Here is a 22463-nt window from a genome sequence, read left to right on the forward strand (position 1 = left end):
GTGTTTCCAGTCTAGCAGATCCGTTTTCCGTTTCTGCCACCCGCTGGAGCGGGCTGCCGGGCTGTTCTCCGCTTTCGCGTTTCCCTTTCCGGCGGATCCGACTCTATCAGCCTTTTTCCGTCCTCCTGACCGCCACCTGATGGACACAGAGGTGTAGACCAGTGGTGTAGACCAGTTAGGATCCGGCTTGAGAGTCGCTGCCGGCCTCCGACTCAGAGTTGCGTCGTGGCCAAGCAGGGGTACGACCCTACCGCCCGTTGGTAGTTGAGGCAAATCGCTTCCGGTGGTCCCTAGGCCCGCCAACCTGGAACTTTCGGGCGAACCCGGACTTCTCATGACATACGCTTCTGATCAGTACGCCGTCCAGGACAGGCAGTGACGGCGACACAGAATCTCCACCCCCTGGGAGGCTCCCCATGACCACCGTGACGTCGCCGCTCGAGGGCCGCGCCATCGGACTTGCCGCTGTACCCGACCCGGTGTTCTCCGGCGCGATGGTCGGACCGGGTACCGCCATCGATCCGGTGCGTGAGGCCTCGGCGGCCGTGGCGCCCGTGGACGGCATCGTCGTTTCCCTTCACCCGCACGCCTTCGTGGTCGTCGACGGCGAGGGCCACGGGGTGCTGACGCACCTCGGGATCGACACCGTGCAGCTCAATGGCGAGGGCTTCGAGCTTCTCGTGAACAAGGGGGACACCGTGACGCGCGGGCAGGCCGTCGTGCGCTGGGACCCCGCGGCCGTCGAGGCGGCCGGCAAGTCGCCAATCTGCCCGATCGTGGCCCTGGAGGCCACCGCTGATTCGCTGGGCGACCTCGTCGAGGCCGGCGCTGTGAAGGCCGGCGACTCCCTCTTCTCCTGGCAGTGACGTCACTGCCGTCGTGTGACGGCACGGGTCGGGACATTTCAACGTGGCGGCTCCGGCCGCCGCTCAATCGGAGACAGGTGTAATGGAGACAACGCTGCGGGGCGTCGGCGTGAGCCACGGTGTGGCGATCGGCGAGGTGCGCCACATGGGAACGGCGGTCCTCGAGCCGCCGGCCAAGCAGATCCCGGCCGAGGAGGCGGAGCGCGAACAGGGGCGTGCTCGCCAGGCCGTCGTGGCTGTGGCCGCTGATCTGATCGCGCGCGGCAATCTGGCCGGTGGCGAGGCACAGCACGTGCTCGAGGCACAGGCCATGATGGCCCAGGATCCCGAGCTGATGGCCGACGTGGAGCGCCGTATCGCTGTGGGGAGCACGGCGGAGCGGGCCGTGTATGACGCGTTCGCCGCGTACCGGGCGCTGCTGGCCGGTGCCGGGGAGTATCTGGCGGGGCGGGTCGCGGACCTGGACGACGTACGGAACCGGATCGTGGCGCGGCTGCTGGGTGTGCCGATGCCGGGTGTACCGGACAGTGACGAGCCGTATGTGCTGATCGCGCGGGACCTGGCGCCGGCCGACACGGCGCTGCTGGATCCGACGCTGGTGCTCGGTTTCGTGACCGAGGAGGGCGGGCCGACCAGTCACAGCGCCATCCTGGCGCGGGCGCTGGGTGTGCCGGCCGTGGTGGCGCTGCCGGGGGCCGGTGAGCTGGCCGAGGGCACCGTGATCGCGGTGGACGGCAGCACGGGTGAGATCTTCGTGGAGCCGAGCGCCGAGAAGCGTGCGGAGATGGAGCGGGCGGCGGCCGAGCGCAAGGCCGCGCTGTCGGCGGCGACCGGGCCGGGGGCGACGTCCGACGGGCACAAGGTGCCGCTGCTGGCGAACGTCGGTGGGCCGGCCGATGTGCCGGCGGCCGTCGAGGCCGGGGCGGAGGGCGTCGGCCTTTTCCGTACGGAGTTCCTGTTCCTGGACGACAGCAAGCAGGCGCCGTCGGAGGCCAAGCAGGTCGAGGCGTACCGCAAGGTGCTGGAGGCGTTCCCCGAGGGCCGGGTGGTCGTGCGGGTGCTGGACGCGGGTGCGGACAAGCCGCTGGACTTCCTGACTCCGGCCGATGAGCCGAACCCGGCGCTGGGCGTGCGCGGTCTTCGGACGCTGCTGGATCACCCGGAGGTGCTGCGGACCCAGCTGGCGGCGCTGTCGAAGGCGGCCGAGGGGCTGCCGGTGCACCTCGAGGTCATGGCGCCGATGGTGGCGGACCGGACGGATGCGAGGGCGTTCGCGGAGGCGTGCCGTCAGGCGGGCCTGCAGGCGAAGTTCGGTGCGATGGTGGAGATTCCGTCCGCCGCTCTGCGGGCGCGTTCGATCCTGCAGGAGGTGGAGTTCCTGTCGCTGGGTACGAATGACCTGGCGCAGTACACGTTCGCCGCCGACCGGCAGGTGGGTGCGGTGTCGCGGCTGCAGGACCCGTGGCAGCCGGCGCTGCTGGATCTGGTGGCGCTGGCGGCCGAGGCGGCCAGGGCCGAGGGCAAGAGCTGTGGCGTTTGCGGTGAGGCCGCGTCGGATCCGCTGCTGGCCTGTGTGCTGACCGGTCTGGGGGTCACCTCCCTGTCGATGGGCGCCGCGTCCATTCCTTATGTGCGCGCGACGCTGGCGAAGTACACGCTGGCGCAGTGTGAGCGGGCGGCGGCTGCCGCGCGGGCCACGGACTCGGCCGAGGAGGCGCGGCTGGCCGCGCAGGCGGTGCTGTCCGGGGAGTAGTGCCCGGGTGAAGTGGTAGAGGGGCTTTCTCGCCGGTGGGCGGGGAAGCCCCTTTTTTATTGTGGTCGGTGGTGGGTGTCAGTGGTGGGTGGTTCCTTGGTCGTCGGGGGTGATGTCGAAGCCGGCTCGGTAGTCGACGTTGGGCTCGGGTGAGAGGGGCTCTCCGGTGTCGGCGTCGGTGCAGTAGGCGTTGAACACCTCGGCCGCGGTGAGCGGGACGAGTCGGCCGCGGTCGAGGCGCCAGCCGTGGACGCGGTCGGGTGCGGCGGGGGTGGTGGTGCGGAGGACGAGGCCTCCGGGGCTTTCGAGCGCGATGCCGGCCGCGAGGACGGTGACGAACTCGGCTCCTTCGGTGGAGTCGAGCACAGCGGGGCCGGTGGGTGGCCGTTCGGCGTGGAGGACGGCGAGGAGCTGTTCGTCGGCGGGGACGCTGCAGACGAGGTGGTGGGTGCCGGGGCCGGCCTCCTCGAGCAGCCGTGTGAGTGTGCGGGAAGCCTGGTCGAATGCGGCGCGTCCGATGTCCTGGCCGCAGTCGGCGCACTCTCCCATGTCGGTGAGGAGCATCGTGGCGTATTCCCAGGTGGCCTGCCGTACCGCGCGGTGGATGAGGAGCGGGACGAGCCGGTCGATGGGCTGTCCTGTATAGGGGACGCAGGCGCCGGTGGCGGCGATTTCGGCGGTGAAGCGGCTGCGGCTGGCCGGGCTGTCGGGGTCGAGGCCGGTCTCGGTGCAGTACAGGGCGTAGTCCTCGGGGTCGAAGAGGGCCACGGTGGTGTGTCCGCCTTCGGTGGCGAGGGTTTTGAGCAGCTTTTCGACGTGGTGGAGGTAGGTGCCGTGGTCGTCGAAGGTGGTGAAGCTCTGGTAGCGGTGGCGCATGGCCGTGAAGTCGTGCGCGTCGGCGAGGAGGCCGACGGTGCTCGGTACTTCGCGGCGCAGTGCGCGTCGGACGGCCGTGGTGGTCCTGGTGTGTGCCATGTGTCCCCCTTGTTCATCGATGCTCACTCACAGTAATCGGGGGCACTGACAGCGGGGGGCGGGGAGGCCGGGGGCGGACCAGGCGGTGCTGGGCGAGGCAGACGGCGGCGAAGGTCGCGCCCAGGGCGGGCCAGGCGAAGGGGCCCGCGGTGATGACGGCCGTGACCAGGAGGGGTCCGGCGCTGCGCTGCGTGGAGGCGGCGATCCCGTGGACACCGAGGTAGGAGCCTTGGGCGTCGTCGGGGGCGAGGGTGACGGAGAGTTCCCAGGACGCGGTGGCGTGGATCATTTCGGCGAAGGTGAGGGCGACGGCTGCCGCGGTGAGGGCGGCGACGGCGGTCCAGCGGCCGCCGGCCGTCGAGGCGGCCATGGCGAGGCAGCCGACGGTGAAGAGGCAGGCGAGGGGGATGAGGAGGGCGCGAGCGGCGGCTGGGGTGGTGCCGAAGCGGGAGAGGGGGACCTGGAAGAGGACGACGAGTACGGAGTTGAGGACGAGGAGCAGCGGGGCGAGGCCGACGGGGGCGTCGGTGGCGTGGACGATCCACAGGGGCATGCCGACTTGGAGGATGGCGTCGTCGAGGAAGAGGGCGGCTTCGGTGGCGGTGTAGAGGAGGAAGGTGCGGTCGCGCCACGGGTTGGAGGGCTTGGTGGGTGCGGCGGGGGTCGGGGTCGTGGAGATGGCGGCGACGCGGGCGGGGGACGGGGGTTCGGCGCAGCGGAGGGTGAGGGCGGCGATGACGGCGTACGAGAGTGCGTTGGCGATGAGGAGGGTCTGGTAGGCGGTGGTGGTGGCGACGGCCAGGGCGGCTGCGGCGCCCAGGCCGCCGACGGCCCAGCCGAGGTTGGAGACGGTGCGGTTGAAGGCCTGGTAGCGGGCGCGTCCGGGGCCGGTGAGGCGGGCCGCGTAGAGCTTGGTGAGGACGCCCGCGGCGCGGTCCGGGAGGGCGCCGATGGCGGAGTAGGCCAGGAGGAGCGCGTAGTCGTGGGTGGTGAGGAGGGCGAGGAGGGCGGCGGCGCGGAGGAGTTGGGCGCCGACGAGTACGCGGGTGACGGGGAAGCGGTCGGCGAGGCGTCCTGCGAGGGGGGCGCCCGCGATGCCGATGCCGCCGGAGACGCCGATGAGGAGGCCGACGTGGGCGACCGGCATGGCGGTGACCTGGGTGAAGTAGAGGGGCAGGGCGGTCGCCCAGAGGCCGGTGCCGATTTTGTCGATGAAGGAGATGAGCAGCATGCGGCGGCCGTCGCGGCCTCCTGGTATGCGGGCGGCGAGTGCGGTCCGGTGCTTGTGCTTGTGCTTGTGCTTGTCCACGGTTCCCCCTTGACGTGGATTTTGTGTTGATACATAGTTCGATACGTGGCAGCACAATATGCGATCAGTGGGTCGACGGCCATAGGAATCGCGGCCTCCGTGGAGCGGGCGGTGGCGGACGGTGGGCTGGCGCCCGGTGCGGCGCTGCCCCCCGTGCGGCGGCTCGCGGACGATCTGGGTGTCAGTCCCGGGACCGTTGCGACGGCGTACAAGGAGCTGCGTCAGCGCGGGATCGTGGTGACCAAGGGGCGGGGCGGCACTGTGGTGGCGCAGACGCCGGCGGTGGGGTCACGCCGGCCGCCGAGGGTGCCCGACGGTGTGCGGGACCTGGCGGGCGGGCATCCCGATCCGGCGTTCCTGCCGCGGTTGGTGCCGCCGTCCCCCGTGCTGCCGGTGCCCGGTTCGCATCGGGCGTCGCCGCGGCTGGCGTCCCTGGAGGACCTCACGCGCGCGTGGTTCGAGCGGGACGGGGTGCCTGCGGAGCGGGTGACGTTCGCGCACGGGGCGCTCGACTCCATGGGGCGGCTGCTGTCGACGGAGCTGAAGCCGGGCGACTCGGTGGCCGTCGAGGACCCGGGCTTCCATCACCTGCTGGATCTGGTGCCGGCCTTGGGGCTGCGCATGGTTCCGGTGGCGGTGGACGACCACGGCATCGTTCCGGAGGCGCTGCGGACGGCGTTGCGGGCGGGGGTCCGTGCGCTGGTGTGCAGTCCCCGCGGGCAGAACCCGACGGGGGCCTGCTTCTCGCGGGAGCGGCGGGACGCGCTGGTGGACGTGCTGGGTTCGTTCCCCGAGGTGCTGGTGATCGAGGACGACCACAACGCGGACATGTCGGGGGCGCCGTCGTACTCGCTGGCGGCGGCGGGGCTGCCGCGGTGGGCGCAGGTGCGGACGGTGTCCAAGCACCTGGGCATCGATCTGCGGTGGGCGGGCCTGGCGTGCGACGGGACGACGTTGGCCCGGCACGACGGGCGGATGCTGCTGACGTCGGGGTGGATCAGTCACGTCCTGCAGGAGACCGTGGCGCGGCTGATGACGGACGGGCAAGTGCAGCGGCTGGTGGGGCGGGCAGAGGCGGCGTACACCGAGCGGCGTGAGGCGCTGATCGGCGAGCTGGAGCGGCGTGGCATCGCGGCGCACGGGGCGAGCGGGCTGAACGTGTGGGTGCCGGTGCGTGACGAGTCGGCCGTGGTCAACGGACTGCGCTCGTGCGGCTGGTGGGTCGCGGCCGGAGCCCGGTTCCGGATCGCCGCGCCGACGGCCGTACGGGTCACCACGGCGGAGCTCCGGCCGGCCGACGCGGCGCGGTTGGCCTCGGACTTCGCCGACGTGCTGGGCGAGTCCGAGGCCATGTACGGCGGTTGAGTCAGAGCTTTTCGAAGGGGTGCCGACCGGCGAACTCGGGGGCGGTCATGCCCATGATGACGAGGTCGTGGTGGCTTCCGGCGAAGAACTCGTGGTCGCGAAGCCTGCCCTCCTCCATGAAACCGAGTCTGCGGTGCAGGGCGAGCGAGGCGTCGTTGAACGCGTAGATGCCCGCCTCGCATTTGTGGTAGCGCCGCTCACCGAACATGAAGCGCAGCAGCAGCACCACGGCGTCCGCGGCGTAGCCGCGTCGCTGGTGCTCGCCGACGATGCCGATGCCGTACCGGAAACGGCCGGTGCGGGGGTCGGCCTCGTTGGTGGAGAGGCTGCCCACGAGGTCGCCGGTGTCCAGGGCTTCGATGGCCAGCCGGAAGTTGTCCCCGTCCGGTGCGGCGACGGATTGTTCGGCCGCCCACGCGTGGTAGCGCTCGGCGGAGCGCGGCGGGTGGAGGACGTCGACGGAGCGCTGGTGCCCGGTGTGGGCGTCGAACTCCATGAACACCTCCCAGTCCTCGGGTTCGATGCCCCTCAGCCGTACCCGCTCGCCGGTCCAGAAGGAGTTGTCGGCGGTCATCGGATCCTCTGGGCCCGGTTTCGGGCGAGGTCCTCGTAGAAGCGCAGCAGGTCGAGGTTGTCGACGGAGCCGGGGTTGACGGCCTTGGACAGGTCGGTGCCCTGGAGGAGGCGCTTGACCGGGACCTCGATGCGCTTGCCGGTGAGGGTGTGCGGGACTCCGGGGACCTCGATGATCTCGTCGGGGACATGGCGCGGGGACAACTGCTCGCGGATGGTCCGCTTGATACGCGAGACCAGGCCGTCGTCCAGGGTGGCGCCCTCGGTGAGGTGGACGAAGAGCGGCATCCAATAGCCGCCGTCGGGCTCCTCCAGGCCGATGACGAGGGACTCGCGGATCTCCGGGAGGCGTTCGACGGCCTCATAGATGTCGGCGCTCCCCATACGGACGCCCTGGCGGTTCAGGGTGGAGTCGGAGCGGCCGTGGATGACGACCGAGCCCCGGTCGGTGATGGTGATCCAGTCGCCGTGGCGCCATACGCCCGGGTACATGTCGAAGTAGCTGTCGTGGTAGCGGCTGCCGTCGGGGTCGTTCCAGAAGCGGATGGGCATGGAGGGCATGGGGTTGGTGACCACCAGCTCGCCCACCTCCTCGACGACGGGCTTGCCCTGCGGGTCCCAGGCCTGGAGGTCGGTGCCGAGGCAGGCGGCCTGGAGTTCACCGATGTGCACCGGGAGGGTGGGGACCGCGCCGGCGAAGCAGCTGCACACGTCGGTGCCGCCGCTGACGGAGGCGATCCACAGGTCGTCCCGCACCTCGTCGTGGAGCCAGCGGAAGCCGTCCGGCGGGAGCGGTGAGCCGGTGGTCGCCACACAGGTGATCCGGGACAGGTCGTGGTCGCGGGACGGATGGACGCCGGCCTTGCGGCAGGCCATCACATAGGCGGCGGACGTGCCGTACAGGGTGGCTCCGGTGATCTCGGCGACGCGCCACTGGGCGCCGGTGTCCGGGAAGCCGGGGCTGCCGTCGTACACGACCACCGTGGTGCCGGTGAGCAGGCCGGAGACGAGGAAGTTCCACATCATCCAGCCGGTGGAGGTGTACCAGAAGAAGCGGTCCTCGGGGCCGAGGTCGCAGTGGAGGCCGAGCTGTTTGAAGTGCTCCAGGAGGATGCCGCCCTGGGACTGGACGATCGCCTTGGGCAGGCCGGTCGTGCCGGAGGAGTACAGCACCCACAGGGGGTGGTCGAAGGGGACCTGCTCGAAGACCGGCTCCCTGTCCCCCGCCGTGAGGGTGGACCATTCGAGGGCGCCTTCGGGGGCTTCCGTACCGAGGAGCGGGATGTGGACGACCGCGCGGAGGGTGGGCAGTTCGCGGCGGAGTTCGGCGACGGTGTCGCGGCGGTCGTGCTCCTTGCCGCCGTAGCGGTAGCCGTCGACGGTGAACAGGACGACCGGCTCGACCTGCTGGAAGCGGTCGAGGACGCTACGGGCGCCGAAGTCGGGGGCGCAGGAGGTCCACACGGCGCCGACGGCGGCGGTGGCGAGGAGGGCGGTGACGGCCTGCGGGATGTTCGGCAGGTAACCGCTGACGCGGTCGCCGGGGCGTACGCCGAGGGCGCGCAGCTCGGCGGCGAGGGCGCCGACCTGGCGGCGCAGCTCGGCCCAGCTGATGGGCGTCACTTCCTGCGTCTCGTCGACGTGCAGCAGGGCGGGCGCGTCGGGGCGGTCGGCGGCGGCACGCAGCGCGTGCTCGGCGTAGTTGAGGGTGGCGCCGGGGAACCACTGGGCGCCCGGCATGGAGCGGTCGCCGAGGACGCGCTCGTACGGCGTGGAGAAGCGGATGTCGAACCATTCGGCGACCGCCCGCCAGAAGGTGTCGAGGTGATCGACCGACCAGCGGTGCAGGGCGGGGTAGCCGCCGTCGGCGGGTGCGCCGTGCCGCTCGGCCGCCCAGGCCTGGAAGCGGGTGACCGCGGCCGTGTCGATGCGGTCCTGGTCGGGCTGCCAGAGCGGCTCGGGCTGGGCGTGCTCTGTGGTCATGGGGCTGCTCCCTGGCTGTACGTCCCTGTACGCGGGTCTGCGTGGGTCGCGCGCACGTGCGGGGTGTGCGCGTGACGCGGCTGAGCAGGACGATGCCATGTGATCGTTGTTCGCACCAGGGTTCGCCACCCATGGTCGGCGGGATGAATATGTGCTCGCACCACGGGTGAACGGCAGCTGAACGGCCCCTGCGTGCCCCGGGGCGGGTGGCAGGGTGATCGGCATGGACGGTCGTGATCTGGTGCGCTCGGTGAGGATCTTCAGCACGGTACGGGGGCTGCGGGCGATGCGGTCGGCGTGGCGGCAGCGGCGTACGGACGCCTGGGGGCTGCGGCCGCGGGGCGCGGAGCTGGCACGGGTGCCGGGGCCCGCGGAGGGTGCCGAACCGCTGCCGGGGGGCGGGATCGTCCGGTTCGCCCGCTCCGAGGTGCGGGTGTCCGTCTCCAGTGGCGGCACCGTGTTCTGGGGGTGGGACGGCGCGGAGCCGCTGCCGTCGTACGCGCTGGCGGGCCGGCCGCCGGAGCCGGACCCGCGGGCGGTGCTGGAGCCCGACAAGGGCGGCGGCTGGCGGGTGGTGTCCGAACGGGTGACGGTGGCGGTGTCGCGGAACGGCGCCGTGGAGATCCGTACGCCGGGCGGGGTGGTGTTGCGGCGGGACCTGCCGCCGCGCTGGTGGGAGCCGGTCGGCGGGGGCCCGGCCCGGTGGGTGCAGCGGTCGGAGGTGCCGGCCGACGCGCGGTTCTTCGGGCTGGGCGGGCGGGCGTCGGGCCCGAGGCTGCGCAACGGGACGTACCGGCTGTGGAACACCGACCCGCGCGGCAGCTTCGGGCCCGCCGACGACCCGCTCTACATCACCATGCCGGTGCAGCTGGTGGTGTCCGACGCGGGCACGCACCTGGCCTTCCACGACAACTCGTGGGACGGGCGGGTGACGCTGCGGGAGGGCGAGGAGGGCGCGGGCTCGGGGCACGACCGGCCGGGTGCGAGCGAGGTGCGCGTCAGCGGCGGGCCCCTGCGCTGCTGGGTGGTCGTCGGCACCCCCACGCGCGTGCTGCACGGTTGGGCGGCGCTCACGGGCGCGCCGGCGCTGCCGCCGTCGTGGGCGCTGGGTCCGCAGCACGCGCGGTGGGGGTTCGGCAGCGAGGAGGAGGTGCGGCGGGTGGTGGCCGGCTACCGGGAGCGTGATCTGCCGCTTTCGGTGCTGCACCTGGACATCGACCACTACGACGGGCACCAGGTGTTCACGGTGGACCGCGAGCGGTTTCCGGACCTGCCGGGGCTGGCGCGGGAGCTGCGCGAGGACGGGGTGCGGCTGGTGTCGATCGTGGACCCGGGAGTGCGGGCGGAACGCGGAAACGCCCTCTACGAGAGCGGCGCCGAAATCGGCTCCTTTGGGGCGTTCGTACGCGACCCCAGGGGCGGCGAGGTCCGGGGGGTGGTGTGGCCCGGTGAGTGCGTGTACCCGGACTTCACGGACCCGGCGGTGCGGGAGTGGTGGGGCGGGCTGTACGAGGAACGGCTCGCGCAGGGGTTCTCCGGGGTGTGGCACGACATGAACGAGCCGGTTTCCTTCACGCCGTTCGGTGACATGACGCTGCCGCGTTCGGCGCGGCACGCGCTGGAGGGCCGGGGCGGGGACCACCGGGAGGCCCACAACGTGTACGGGCTGGCCATGGCGAGGGCCGGGTACGAGGGGCTGCGGCGGCTGCGCCCCGACGAGCGTCCGTTCCTGTTCTCCCGCTCCGGCTGGGCCGGGATGCAGCGGTACGGGGGGACCTGGTCGGGTGACGTGTCGACAGGATGGCCGGGGCTGCGCGCCTCGCTGTCGCTGGTACTGGGGCTGGGGCTCTGCGGGGTGCCGTACTCGGGTCCCGATGTGGGCGGGTTCGACGGGAGCCCGTCGCCCGAGCTGTTCCTGCGGTGGTTCCAGCTGGGGGCCTGGCTGCCGCTCTTCCGCACGCACGCGGCGATCGACGCGGGGCGGCGCGAGCCGTGGGAGTTCGGCCCGGACGTGCTGGAGTGCGCCCGCGCGGCGCTGGCCGAACGGGAGCGGCTGCGGCCCTATTTCGTGACGCTGGCGCAATTGGCACGGCTCACGGGCGCCCCCTATGTGCGGCCCGTGTGGTGGGGCTCACCGGAGGACCGGGCGCTGCGGGACTGCGAGGACGCCTTCCTGCTGGGGGACGCGTTGCTGGTGGCTCCGGTGCTGACGCGCGGCACGGACCGGCGGGCGGTGCGGTTGCCGCGCGGGCGGTGGTACGACACGGCGACGGGCCGGGCGTACGAGGGCCCCGGACAGGTCCTGGTGGACGCGCCCCTGTCGCGGATCCCGGTGCTCGCGCGGGCGGGGGCGGTGATCCCCGTACGGGGCGGCGACGGGGCGGACGAGCTGGAGGTGTGGGCGCCGGCCGTGGGGCGCACCGGCGGCGGGCTGGTGGTCCGGGACGTCGGCGACGGCTGGGTGGAGCCGGAGATCGAGCGGTACGCGTCCCGGCTGGTGGACGGACGGGTCGTGGTGCGCCGGGTGACGGACGACGGGGCGGTGGAGGTCGAGGGGAGGGTGCGGGTGCGCGGGCTGGGGTGAGGCACGGGTGCGCGGGGTGCGGGTGGACGGCGGGGGCGGGGGGCGCGGGTGGACGGCAGGGACGGCAGGGGCGGGGGCGCGGGTGGACGGGGGGTGCGGGCGGGGGGCGGGGTGCGCGGGGTGCGGGTGGACGGCGAGGTGCCCGGCGGGTGGGCGCGGCACAGTGCGGCGGGCGGGCGGGGGCGGGGGCGGAGGGCGTGTGTGCGGACCGGGCGGCGGCGGGTGGGCGCGGCGGGGGTGTCAGGTGTAGTGGCCGGCGAACCAGTTGGCGACCGCCGCCGTGTGGAGGGGGAAGGCCAGTTCCGCGGGGGCGTGCAGAAGGTGGTGGCCGGCCGTTTCGTCGGTGGCGGCGGAGGCCGGGAGGCGGGTGGCCGGGCGTTCGGGCAGGAGGCCGAAGATCAGCAGGTGGCCGGCCGGCGAGCTCATCGCGTCGGCCAGCGTGACGTCGTGGGCGGGGGCCTCGATGCCGGTCTCCTCCTTCAGCTCCCGCACCACCGCGTCCCGCCAGTCCTCGCCGTGGTCGATGAACCCTCCGGGCAGGGCGATGCCGCCGCTGTGCGGCTCGATGGTGCGGGTGATGACGACGAGCCCGGTGCCGTGCGCGTCGGTCGCGGGCAGCAGGGCCACGGCGACGGGCAGCGGGTTGCGGTAGGCGACGGCGCCGCAGGCCGGGCAGGTGCGGGGCCAGCCGGACTCGGCCGCGTAGGGGGCGCCGCAGTTCGTGCAGTGGGAGTCCTTCACGGAGACGGACTGTACCGACCCGGCGGTGCCCTGTAAGACGGTCCGCATGACAGGACTTGCTTTTCCTTCCGGCCTCCGCCGCGCCCTGATGACGACCGCCACGGCACTCCTGCTCCTGGCGGCCGTACCGCCCGCCGCGCGAGCCACGCCCGAGCCGAGGGCGCCGAAGGAGTTCGTGGCTCTGCGCTCCGTCGACCCGACGATCATCCAGGAGATGCGCTACACCACCGAGCACAACTTCCTGGGCCAGCCGGTGGACGGCTACCGGCAGCCGGTGTGCATCCTGACCCGGCCGGCCGCGCGGGCGCTGCACCGGGCGCAGACGAAGCTGCTGCGGCAGGGCTATTCGCTGAAGGTGTACGACTGTTACCGGCCGCAGCGGGCCGTGGACCACTTCGTACGGTGGGCGAAGGATCTCCAGGACGAGGAGATGAAAGTGGAGTTCTATCCGCTTGTCGAGAAGTCGCGTCTCTTCGCGGACGGGTACATCGCCGAGAAGTCCGGGCACAGCCGGGGCTCCACGGTCGACCTGACGGTCGTGAAGCTTCCCGCCGCGCCGACCCGCCCCTATGTGCCGGGCGAGAAGCTGGTTCCCTGCTTCGCGCCGCGGGAGCAGCGATTCCCGGACAGCTCGGTGGACATGGGCACGGGTTTCGACTGCTTCGACACGCTGTCCCACACGGACGACCCCCGGATCAAGGGAGAGCAGCGGGCGAACCGGCAGCTGCTGAAGGGCACCCTCGGCGCCGAGGGATTCGTCAACCTTCCCGAGGAGTGGTGGCACTTCACGTACAAGCCGGAGACGTTCCCCGACACGTACTTCGACTTCCCGGTCTCCAGGAGGTCGGTGGCGGGCCACTGACGTCCGCCGTCTCGCGGAGTGCACCGGGCCCGTGGCACACTTCTGACGTTCCGTCAGATATGGCTGCCGGGGAGGGCCCATGACGCACGAGCGCACACCTGTGGTGGCCGGGTGGTTCAGTCATGAGGGCGACAAGGACGGCTTCCGGCTGCTGGGCACGCGCTGCTCGGCCTGTTCGGCGGTCTTCTTCCCGCGAGAGGACGCCTTCTGCCGCAACCCGGCCTGTGGAGGCGGCGGGGAGCTGCTCCAGGTGCCGCTCTCCCGGCGCGGGCGTGTCTGGTCCTACACCGACAGCCGCTACCGGCCGCCCGCACCGTACGTCTCCGACCCGGCGACCCCATGGCGGCCGTTCACCCTCGTCGCGGTCGAGCTGGCGGCCGAGGCCATGGTCGTGCTGGGGCAGGCGGCCCCCGGGGTGGGCGTCGCCGATCTGGCCGTCGGCATGGAGGTCGAGCTGGTCCCCGGTGTTCTCGACGAGGACGCCGAGACGGTGTGGACCACCTGGCACTGGCGTCCGGTGACGTCATGAGCGGTGATGTCGCCGTCCTGGGTGCGGGCATGCACCCGTGGGGGAAGTGGGGCCGCTCCTTCGTCGAGTACGGGACGGTGGCGGCGCGCGCCGCCCTCGCCGACGCGGGGGTCGACTGGCGGGACGTGGGGTCGGTGGTCGGCGCCGACACCGTGCGGGGCGGATATCCGGGGTACGTGGCGGGCGCGACGTTCGCGCGGGCGCTCGGCTGGCAGGGCGCCCGGGTGAGCAGCGTGTACGCGGCGTGCGCCTCGGGCGCCCAGGCGATCGCCACCGCGCGGGCGCAGATCCTCGCCGGGCTGGCGGACGTGGTGCTGGTGGTGGGTGCCGATTCGGCGCCGAAGGGGTTCTTCGCGCCCGCCGGCGGTGACCGGCCGGACGACCCGGACTGGCTGCGGTTCCGGGTGCTCGGGGCCACCAATCCGGCCTACTTCGCGCTCTACGCCCGCCGCCGGATGGCCGTTCACGGGGACACCCCGGAGGACTTCGCACTGGTCAAGGTGAAGAACGCGGCGGCGGGCGCGCTCAACCCGTACGCCCGCTACCGCAAGCCGGTGACCGCAGACGAGGTGGCCACCTCGGCCGTGGTCGCCGACCCCCTGAGACTGCTCGACATCTGCGCGACCTCGGACGGCGGTGCGGCACTGGTGCTGTCCTCCATGGCGTACGCGCGCGTGCACGGGGTCGAGGACCCTGTCCGCATCCGGGCCGTGTCGACCGTGACGCCCACCTATCCTCGTACGGTGCTCGACCTTCCGGACATCGCCACCGACTCGGCGGCCGGCGCCCCACCCGCGGTCCCGTTCCGCGAGTCGATCGCGACGGCCGCGTACGAGGAGGCGGGCATCGGCCCCGAGGACCTGTCCCTGGCGGAGGTGTACGACCTGTCCACCGCCCTGGAACTGGAGTGGTACGAGGACCTCGGCCTGTGCGACCGGGGCGAGGGAGCCAAGCTGGTGCGCGAGGGAGCCACGGCCCTCGGCGGCCGGGTCCCGGTGAACACGAGCGGTGGCCTCGCCTCCTTCGGCGAGGCGGTGCCGGCGCAGGCCATCGCCCAGGTCTGCGAGCTCACCCGGCAACTGCGCGGGGCGGCGGGGGCGCGGCAGGTGCCGGGCGCTCGCGTCGGAATCGCCGCGAACCAGGGGCTCTTCGGCCACGGGTCGGCGGTCGTGGTGGTCCGCTGAACGACGACGGCCGCCGACGGCGGTGGCTTCATGTGACGTACGGGCGCGTCCGGAGGCACTCCCGGGACGCCAGTGCGGCAGGCGACCTTGACGCACCATCGCGGCGGGAGAAAACTGCCTCTTCGTCGACATCGCCGGTTACGCCCGCACCAGCACCCCATGCCCGTTCGGCACGCCAGGGAGCCGTGGAGCCTAGGAGCCGCCATGAGCAATGGAGACATTTTCGCCGGTGAGGTCATAGGCACCGCGATCCTCGTCCTCTTCGGCGCGGGCGTCTGCGCCGCCGTCACCCTCAACTTCTCCAAGGCCAGGGCGGCCGGCTGGACCGTCATCGCCTTCGGCTGGGGCTTCGGCGTCCTGGCCGGGGCGTACACCGCCGCTCCCCTCTCGGGCGGCCACCTCAACCCGGCCGTGACGGTCGGGGTCGCCGTCGACACGGGCGAGTGGGGCAAGGTACCGCTGTACATCCTCGCGCAGCTGGTCGGCGCGGTCGTCGGAGCCGTACTCGCCTGGCTGGTCTACTACGCGCAGTTCCGGGCGAACGCCGACGCGAGGACCGCCCAGCCCACGCTGGGCATCTTCTCGACCGGGCCCGAGATCCGCAGCCCGGTCGCCAACCTCACGACCGAGATCATCGCCACGGTCGCGCTCGTCCTCCCGATCCTCGCGTTCGGGAAGAACGACGGCATCGGCATCGGGCGGATTCCCGGTGAGGAGGCGGGCATCTACGGATCGGGCATCTCGATCCTCCTGGTGTCGCTCCTGGTCGTCGGCATCGGCATGTCGCTCGGCGGGCCGACCGGCTACGCCGTCAACCCGGCCCGAGACCTCGGCCCGCGCGTCGCCCACGCGCTGCTGCCGATACCCAACAAGGGGACCTCCGACTGGGGTTACGCATGGGTGCCCGTGGTGGGACCGCTCATCGGGGGCGTGCTCGCCGGGGTCGTCTTCAACGCGGCCTACTGAGCGGTGGGGGCGGCCGACTCGCGCGTCCGACCGGCAGCGCCGACCGCGGCAGCCCCTGTCGACAGGCCGACTCGCACACCTCACCGACGCGCTGCCTCGGCGGCCTCGGCGACCTCGCCGGATCCCGGCACGGTCCATCAGCGCGGCTCTCACTCGCGACAAGGGGTTTCACCATGACGGACAGGTTCGTCGCCGCAATCGACCAGGGCACCACCTCCAGCCGCTGCATCGTCTTCGACCAGGGCGGTGCCATCGTCGCCGTCGATCAGCGCGAGCACCGTCAGATCTTCCCCAAGCCGGGCTGGGTCGAGCACGACGCCACGGAAATCTGGTCCAAGGTCCAGGCCGTGGTGGCGGGGGCGCTGGCCAAGGCGGGGCTGCGCGCCGAGCAGCTCAGCGCGCTCGGCATCACCAACCAGCGTGAAACGACGGTCCTTTGGGACCGGGCCACCGGTAAACCCGTGCACAACGCGATCGTGTGGCAGGACACCCGTACCTCGGCGCTGTGCGGCGAACTCGGCGGTGCTGACGGCCAGGACCGCTTCCGGGACATCACGGGGCTGCCGCTCGCCAGCTACTTCTCCGGGCCCAAGGCGGCCTGGCTGCTGGACAACGTACCGGGGCTGCGGGCCCGCGCCGAGCGCGGGGAGATCGCGTTCGGCACGATCGACTCGTGGCTGATCTGGAACCTCACCGGGGGTGTCGACGGCGGCGTCCACGTCACCGACGTCACCAACGCCTCCCGCACCATGCTGATGGGCCTGGAGTCCCTGGACTGGGACCGGTCGGTCCTCGAGGCCATGAACGTGCCGGAGGCGATGCTGCCGCGGATCCGGTCGTCCGCGGAGGTGTACGGCACCGCCGTCGGACGGCTGGCGGGCGTGCCGGTCGCGTCGGCACTCGGCGACCAGCAGGCGGCGGTCTTCGGGCAGGCCTGCTACGAGACGGGGACGGCCAAGAACACGTACGGCACGGGGAGTTTCCTGCTGCTCAACACCGGGGAGCGGCCGGTGGCCTCGAAGAACGGTCTGATCACGACGGTCGGGTACAAGATCGGCGGCCAGGCGCCCGTCTACTGCCTGGAGGGCTCGATCGCGATCACGGGCGCCCTGGTGCAGTGGTTCCGGGACCAGCTCGGCATCATCCGCAGCGCCGACGAGATCGAGACGCTGGCGGCGAGCGTGGAGGACAACGGCGGCGCGTACATCGTCCCGGCGTTCTCCGGGTTGTTCGCACCGTACTGGCGCTCCGACGCGCGCGGTGTCGTCACGGGCCTGACGAGGTACGTCACGAAGGCGCACCTGGCGCGTGCCGTCCTCGAGGCGACGAGCTGGCAGACCCGCGAGGTCGTCGACGCCATGTACCAGGACTCGGGTGTACGGATCTCGTCCCTGAAGGTGGACGGCGGGATGACCGTCAACGGTCTGCTGATGCAGCACCAGGCGGATGTGCTGGGCGTTCCGGTGATCCGGCCCAAGGTGTCGGAAACCACCTGTCTGGGTGCCGCGTACGCCGCCGGGCTCGCCACGGGGGTCTGGTCGGGCCTGGACGAGCTGAAGACCCACTGGCAGCGGGACGCCGCATGGGAGCCGCGTATGGAGGCGGCCGCCCGGGAACGCGAGTACGGCAACTGGCGTAAGGCGGTGGAGCGCAGCTTCGGCTGGGAGCAGGAGGCCTGAAGCGGGTGGAGCCCGCGGCCCGTACCGGTGTCCCCGGTGGTACGGGCCGCGGCCGGCTCAGGTGGCTCAGGTGGTGATCGGCTCGCGGTCGCGGCCGGCTCAGGTGGTGATCGGCTCCCGGTCGCGGGCGGCCAGGGTCAGGGCGTGTTCGACCACGGCGACGAGGACCTCCTTGACCGCCTCGCGTTCGCGCGCGTCGCACATCAGCAGCGGCACCTCCGCGTCGAGGTCCAGCGCCGCCCGTACCGTCTCGGCCGGGAAGCGTGCCGTGCCCTCGAAGCGGTTGACCGCCACGGCGAACGGGATGCCGCGCCGCTCGAAGTAGTCGATGGCGGCGAAGCTGTCCTCCAGGCGGCGGGTGTCGCACAGCACCACCGCGCCCAGGGCACCTTGCGCCAGTTCGTCCCACAGGAACCAGAAGCGGTCCTGTCCCGGCGTGCCGAACAGGTACAGCACCAGGTCCTCGCGGAGCGTGATGCGTCCGAAGTCCATCGCGACCGTGGTGGTGGACTTGGTCTCGACACCGTGCAGGTCGTCGACCGGCCGGCCCGCCTCGGTGAGGGTTTCCTCGGTGCGCAGCGGCCGGATCTCGCTGACCGCGCCCACCAGGGTGGTCTTGCCCACCCCGAATCCGCCCGCGACCAGGATCTTCAGCGTCACCGGCTCCACCGGTCGCTTCTTGCGGCCGGTGCTAGAGCGCCCGAAGGCCATTGATCACCTCACGGAGGATGCTGACGTCCGGCAGCTCGGCCGGCGGAACGGGACGGGTGACGTGGACGAGTTCGTCCTCCACGAGGTCGCCGACCAGGACCCGGACCACCCCTACGGGGAGGTCCAGTCCGGCGGCCAGTTCGGCGATCGACCGGGGGAGGTCGCTGCACCGCTCGACGATCTCCACATGCTCCGGAGAGAGCGTCTGGTCACGGCCGGGGTCGTCGGCCGCGGGCTCGGGAACGACCACCGCGATCAGGTCCAGGCGGTGGCGGGTGGCGCTGCTGGTGCGGCCGCGTGTCATCGCGTACGGGCGGACCACCGGGCCCGCGTCGTCGTCGAACCAGTGGTGCGGGTCATGGCGGTCCTGGCGTCTGTGCCGGCTCTGCCGCCCTGCTGCGTCACTCATCGCATCCCCCTCACCCTCCGACGCGCAGTCCGGTCCGAGGTGCCGTCGCGAGGTGGGCCCCGACCCGCTTGACCATCAGCGTCATCTCGTACGCGACGAGGCCGACGTCCGAGTCGGCGTCCGCGAGCACGGCGAGGCAGCTCCCGTCACCCGCCGCCGTGACGAAGAGGAAGGCGTCCTCCAGCTCGACGACGGTCTGGCGGACACGGCCGGCGTCGAAGTGGCGGCCGACGCCCTTGGCGAGGCTGTGGAACCCGGAGGCCACGGCCGCCATGTGCTCGCTGTCCTCGCGGCTGAGGTCCTTGGAGGCCCCGGTGGCGAGGCCGTCGCTGGAGAGCACCAGTGCCTTGCGGATGGAACCGACCCGGTCGACCAGTTCGTCGAGCAGCCAGTTCAGCTCGCCGGTAGAGCCGGTTGAGTTGGGTACTGCGGCGTTCGGTGCGGTCATCGACCGTCCCCCTCCGGTGTCGTTCGTGGTGCTGTCTCGCCCCGGCCGGCGGGCGGGGTGCTTTCGGCGTTGTGCCTGCGCCCGCGCTGCCAGCCGCGTTGCATCGCCGCCATACGGCTGCGTACTTCTTCCGCTTCGCGTTCCGTGTCACGGTCGGTGTGCGTGTCCTCGGCGGCGGACCGCCCCGCGTCCTCCTTGGCGGTCCGCCCGGCCGCCTCCCTCAACTGGGGCGCGAGGCTTGCCTGGCGTACGCGGCGGGGAAGCCCGCGCAGCAGCAGGGTGGCGTCGTCGTCGGGCGCTTGGCCGGTGGGGGTGGCGGGCCCCACGGCCCGGGCCGTGTCCCCGGTCCCGGCCGGCTCCGCCGCCCTCACGCCCTGCCCGGGTGCCCCGGACGCCCCCGGCGCGGGATGCGCACGGCCGCGTTCGTCGAGACGGCGGCCTCGGTGCGCGACGAGCGTCGGGGGCTTGCGGCGGGGCAGCGGGACGGGGCCGGCGGGCGGGCGCTCGGGTGTCTGGTCGGAGGCCTGCTGGTGCTGCTCATGGTCGGTGTGGCGGCCGGACACGGTGCGCAGCGGCGGGCGGGCGCGGAACAGCCCGCCGCGCTCGCTCTCGGTCTCCTCCAGGTCGCCGAGCCGGTCGTCCAGGTCCGCGAGGTCGGCGAGCCTGTCGTCGAGACCGAGCGCGCCGACCGGCGCCTCCAGTTCGACCGGTCCGTCGAGAACGGACGGGCCCGTGGCGGTGGACAGGCCGGAGGGCACCTTGGAGAGGGCTGCGCGCCGGGGCGGGGCCTCCTTGCCGCCCTTGCGGTCGAGCCGGAAACCCGCTCCCTGTGTCTCGGGTGCGTCGGTGAGCAGCGCGGCCGGTATGAACACGACCGCGGTGGTCCCTCCGTACGGGGATGGCTGGAGCGAGACCCGCACGTTCTGGCGCTGGGCGAGGCGGCTGACCACGAAGAGGCCGAGCCGGTCGGTGTCGGAGAGTTCGAACTCGGGAGTCTCGGCGAGGCGCAGATTGGCGTCGAGCAGGGCTTCGGGGGCCATGCCGAGGCCGCGGTCGTCTATCTCCAGGGTGAAGCCGTTGGCGACCCGCTCGCCATGGACGTGGACCGCGGTGTGCGGCGGGGAGAACACGGTGGCGTTCTCCAGGAGTTCCGCGATGAGGTGGGTGAGGTCGGCGACCGCCGGGCCACCGACGCCGATGCGCGGCAGGCGCCGCACCTCTATGCGCTCGTAGTCCTCGACCTCGGCGACCGCGGCCCGTACGACGTCCATCAGCTGGACCGGCTTGCGCCACTGCCGTGAGGGGGCCGCCCCGGAAAGGATGACCAGGCCCTCGGCGTGGCGGCGCATACGGGTGGTGAGGTGGTCCAGCCGGAACAGGTCGGCGAGTTCCTCGGTGTCCTCGGTACGCCGCTCCATCGTGTCGAGGAGGGTGAGCTGGCGGTGGAGCAGTACCTGGTTGCGGCGGGCGAGGTTGACGAAGACCTCGGACACGCCCCGGCGCATGCCGGCCTGCTTGACGGCGGCCTCGACGGCGGCCCGCTGGAGGGTGTTGAGGGCCTGGCCGACCTGGCCGACCTCGTCCTTCTCGTACTCGAGGTGCGGTACTTCGGTCTCGACGTCGACCTGTTCGCCGGCGGCGAGGCGGCGCATCACGCTGGGCAGCCGTACGCCGGAGACTTCCTGGGCCTCCTTGCGCAGGCGCCTGAGGTCGCGCACGAGGCCGCGTCCGATGCGTACGGAGACGACGACCGACACGAGCAGGGCGAGGAAGCCGAGCACGCCGGCGACACCCGCCTTGAACAGGACGCTGTGGGCGGCGGGTTCGACGCGGTTCTGGTAGCGGTTGCCCGCCTCGGTGTTCTCACGGACGAGGTCGTCGAGGACGGGGGTGGCCAGCTCCTGCCACCTGGCGGCGTCGATCGTGCGCGGGTCGTCGGTGGCACCGGCGTCGAGCAGCGCGTCCTCGGTGTCGCGGAGGGGTTCGGTGTGGGGGCTGCGCCAGTAGGCCTGGAAGGTTTCGCGCTCGGAGCCGGGCATGAGCTCCAGGTTGACCTCGTAGAGCAGTTCGCGGTGGGCGACGAGGTCGGAGATCGCCCGCAGCTCCTGGGCGGTGACCCTCTTGCTGATGAGGGAGGAGACCACCAGGGCGTCCTCGCGCGAGAGCATCTCCCGGGCGCGGACGACACCCACCAGTGCGCGGCCCTGCTTGTCCATCTCCACGTTGTCCAGGGCGTGGAGGTTGGTGAGGAAGCTGTAGCAGGGGTCTACGAGACGGTTGTAGAAATCCAGTGCCTGGATGCGGCCGACGGCGCGGTTCTCGACGGAGCGGCGCAGTGAGGCGAGGTCGTCGAGGGCGTCGAGGAGGGAGGTGAGCCTTGCGGCCGCCTGGGGGCTCAGGGCGTCGACGACGCCGGGGTCCTTGGCGTTGTCGCGGATCCGGCCGATGGCCCGGTCGGTCGCGACCCGGTCGCGCTGGAGGACGGGGAGGGCTTCGGCGGAACGGGGATCGGCCAGATAGATGAGTGTCTGGCGGCGCTCCTGCTGGATGACGTGGATGGTCTCTTCGAGCGGGTGGCCGACCTTTTCGACGATGTAACCGACGTCCAGGAGTTGACTGGCCTCGCGACCGGTGATGAATGTCGCGAACCCCCACAGCCCGGTGAGGGAGAGAAGCGGCACAAGGAGCAACGCCACGATCTTCCTGCGGATCGACTTCCCGCGAAAGCGCATGGCCTCCCCCACTCGCACCCGCCTGTCGTCGGCGTGGGTGTACACATCAACACATCAACAAACGGCGTGAGCCTACTACTGCATCACGGACAACTCGAAGGAACGTCCGGGCGATTTTCAGCCGCACACTGCGGAGCAGATCATGAGTTGTCCTGGTATTCGGCGAGTTGACAATTGCCGGTGTGGCGCATGACACCTGGCGGGGCGTCACTTCGTACTGCGCGCCGGTTGGCTGGAATTGCACGTTCCGGGGGGAATCTTCGTCGTGCGCCGTTCGTCCTCCTGTACGGGGAGGCGAGAACTGTCGGCGTAAAGCGGCTGAAGGCGGGCAGCCACCCTGGAGACGGTCGGTCGTGGGGAGTGGCGGTTCGGATGGAGACGGCGGCGCGGGGCGAACTGTGGGTGGAGGAGCCGGTGGGGAGGCGGAGGCTCCCCGACCCGGTGCGTACGGCGGCGGTACGGGCCGTGCTCATCGCGGCGCTGACGCTGATACAGGCGATGGTGGCGTTCTTCTGCACGCTCACGGCATCGTGGCTGGCCTTTCCGATGGTGCTGAGCAGCGTCGGGAGCACGGTGGTCGCGACCTGGGCCGTGCTGGACGTGTGGGTGACCCGGCAGGTGTGGAACCAGCGGCACGGCGTCGTGTCGACGCCGAGCAGCACGGCTCGCCGACTGCGCCGGGAGCGTCGCCGGGCCCGGCGCGCCGCCCGCACGGAGGCCCGCGAGACGGCGCGCATACGGGCGCGGCAGGGACGGCAGGGCGCGAGCGACAACCGGCTGTCGCGGGCCTGACC

At 72.0% G+C, this 22463-nt stretch carries 19 protein-coding genes; 10 read left to right on the top strand and 9 right to left on the bottom strand.

Annotated features, from left to right (window positions below):
* The first annotated feature begins 416 nt into the window (after positions 1–416).
* Positions 417–866 (top strand): PTS sugar transporter subunit IIA, encoded by a 450-nt coding sequence (locus ACZ6C1_RS33650; RefSeq protein ID WP_469246282.1) that lies wholly within the window; start codon positions 417–419, stop codon positions 864–866.
* An 82-nt stretch (positions 867–948) separates the two neighbouring features.
* Complete coding sequence (ptsP, locus tag ACZ6C1_RS33655) at positions 949–2619, top strand: phosphoenolpyruvate--protein phosphotransferase (protein ID WP_469246284.1); 1671 nt, start codon at positions 949–951, stop codon at positions 2617–2619.
* A gap of 78 nt (positions 2620–2697) precedes the next feature.
* Here ptsP and ACZ6C1_RS33660 read toward each other — a convergent pair whose 3' ends face one another.
* Together ACZ6C1_RS33660 and ACZ6C1_RS33665 are read right to left on the bottom strand one after the other, a co-directional pair.
* Positions 2698–3594 carry a hypothetical protein gene (locus ACZ6C1_RS33660; protein ID WP_469246286.1) on the bottom strand — a complete coding sequence of 299 codons (897 nt, stop codon included), beginning with the start codon at positions 3592–3594 and terminating at the stop codon, positions 2698–2700.
* A 13-nt stretch (positions 3595–3607) separates the two neighbouring features.
* A complete protein-coding gene (locus ACZ6C1_RS33665) occupies positions 3608–4903 on the bottom strand; it encodes an MFS transporter (RefSeq protein WP_469246288.1) in 1296 nt (431 codons plus the stop codon).
* A 45-nt stretch (positions 4904–4948) separates the two neighbouring features.
* On the opposite strand from ACZ6C1_RS33665, the gene ACZ6C1_RS33670 reads away from it, so the two are divergent.
* Positions 4949–6268 (top strand): aminotransferase class I/II-fold pyridoxal phosphate-dependent enzyme, encoded by a 1320-nt coding sequence (locus ACZ6C1_RS33670; protein ID WP_469246289.1) that lies wholly within the window; start codon positions 4949–4951, stop codon positions 6266–6268.
* Between the two features lies 1 nt (position 6269).
* Here ACZ6C1_RS33670 and ACZ6C1_RS33675 read toward each other — a convergent pair whose 3' ends face one another.
* Complete coding sequence (locus ACZ6C1_RS33675; RefSeq protein ID WP_469246291.1) at positions 6270–6842, bottom strand: GNAT family N-acetyltransferase; 573 nt, start codon at positions 6840–6842, stop codon at positions 6270–6272.
* Positions 6839–8824, bottom strand: coding sequence for an acetoacetate--CoA ligase (locus ACZ6C1_RS33680; protein ID WP_469246294.1), 1986 nt, complete (start codon positions 8822–8824; stop codon positions 6839–6841). The genes ACZ6C1_RS33675 and ACZ6C1_RS33680 overlap by 4 nt, the downstream gene beginning before the upstream one ends.
* 223 nt (positions 8825–9047) lie before the next feature.
* Here ACZ6C1_RS33680 and ACZ6C1_RS33685 point away from each other — a divergent pair, with 223 nt between their 5' ends.
* Positions 9048–11408, top strand: a complete 2361-nt coding sequence (locus ACZ6C1_RS33685) for a glycoside hydrolase family 31 protein (RefSeq protein ID WP_469246296.1) — start codon at positions 9048–9050, stop codon at positions 11406–11408.
* A gap of 240 nt (positions 11409–11648) precedes the next feature.
* On the opposite strand, the gene ACZ6C1_RS33690 is transcribed toward ACZ6C1_RS33685, so the two are convergent.
* Positions 11649–12197 carry an NUDIX domain-containing protein gene (locus tag ACZ6C1_RS33690; RefSeq protein WP_469246298.1) on the bottom strand — a complete coding sequence of 183 codons (549 nt, stop codon included), beginning with the start codon at positions 12195–12197 and terminating at the stop codon, positions 11649–11651.
* Here ACZ6C1_RS33690 and ACZ6C1_RS33695 point away from each other — a divergent pair.
* The 5 genes from ACZ6C1_RS33695 (at position 12196) to glpK (ending at position 17369) form a co-directional block, all read left to right on the top strand.
* Positions 12196–13011, top strand: a complete 816-nt coding sequence (locus ACZ6C1_RS33695; RefSeq protein WP_469246300.1) for a M15 family metallopeptidase — start codon at positions 12196–12198, stop codon at positions 13009–13011. The two genes, ACZ6C1_RS33690 and ACZ6C1_RS33695, sit on opposite strands and share 2 nt — an antisense overlap.
* A 79-nt stretch (positions 13012–13090) precedes the next feature.
* Positions 13091–13540: a Zn-ribbon domain-containing OB-fold protein gene (locus ACZ6C1_RS33700; protein ID WP_469246302.1), complete on the top strand. Its 450-nt coding sequence runs from the start codon at positions 13091–13093 to the stop codon at positions 13538–13540.
* Positions 13537–14724: a lipid-transfer protein gene (locus ACZ6C1_RS33705; RefSeq protein WP_469246411.1), complete on the top strand. Its 1188-nt coding sequence runs from the start codon at positions 13537–13539 to the stop codon at positions 14722–14724. The genes ACZ6C1_RS33700 and ACZ6C1_RS33705 overlap by 4 nt, the downstream gene beginning before the upstream one ends.
* 204 nt (positions 14725–14928) lie before the next feature.
* Positions 14929–15690, top strand: a complete 762-nt coding sequence (locus tag ACZ6C1_RS33710) for an MIP/aquaporin family protein (RefSeq protein ID WP_469246304.1) — start codon at positions 14929–14931, stop codon at positions 15688–15690.
* A gap of 173 nt (positions 15691–15863) precedes the next feature.
* Complete coding sequence (gene glpK, locus ACZ6C1_RS33715; RefSeq protein ID WP_469246306.1) at positions 15864–17369, top strand: glycerol kinase GlpK; 1506 nt, start codon at positions 15864–15866, stop codon at positions 17367–17369.
* Positions 17370–17468: 99 nt separating this feature from the next.
* Here glpK and ACZ6C1_RS33720 read toward each other — a convergent pair whose 3' ends face one another.
* Genes ACZ6C1_RS33720 through ACZ6C1_RS33735 form a run of 4 tightly spaced genes read right to left on the bottom strand, consistent with a single transcriptional unit; the run spans position 17469 to position 21669 of the window.
* Positions 17469–18080: a GTP-binding protein gene (locus ACZ6C1_RS33720; RefSeq protein WP_469246308.1), complete on the bottom strand. Its 612-nt coding sequence runs from the start codon at positions 18078–18080 to the stop codon at positions 17469–17471.
* Positions 18061–18489, bottom strand: coding sequence for a DUF742 domain-containing protein (locus tag ACZ6C1_RS33725; RefSeq protein WP_469246310.1), 429 nt, complete (start codon positions 18487–18489; stop codon positions 18061–18063). The genes ACZ6C1_RS33720 and ACZ6C1_RS33725 overlap by 20 nt, the downstream gene beginning before the upstream one ends.
* A 10-nt stretch (positions 18490–18499) precedes the next feature.
* Positions 18500–18937, bottom strand: a complete 438-nt coding sequence (locus ACZ6C1_RS33730; RefSeq protein WP_469246312.1) for a roadblock/LC7 domain-containing protein — start codon at positions 18935–18937, stop codon at positions 18500–18502.
* Positions 18934–21669, bottom strand: a complete 2736-nt coding sequence (locus ACZ6C1_RS33735) for a sensor histidine kinase (protein WP_469246313.1) — start codon at positions 21667–21669, stop codon at positions 18934–18936. The genes ACZ6C1_RS33730 and ACZ6C1_RS33735 overlap by 4 nt, the downstream gene beginning before the upstream one ends.
* A gap of 372 nt (positions 21670–22041) precedes the next feature.
* Here ACZ6C1_RS33735 and ACZ6C1_RS33740 point away from each other — a divergent pair, with 372 nt between their 5' ends.
* Positions 22042–22461, top strand: a complete 420-nt coding sequence (locus ACZ6C1_RS33740; protein ID WP_469246315.1) for a hypothetical protein — start codon at positions 22042–22044, stop codon at positions 22459–22461.
* Positions 22462–22463 lie beyond the last annotated feature (2 nt).

The organism is Streptomyces sp. NPDC041796, assembly GCF_055590785.1.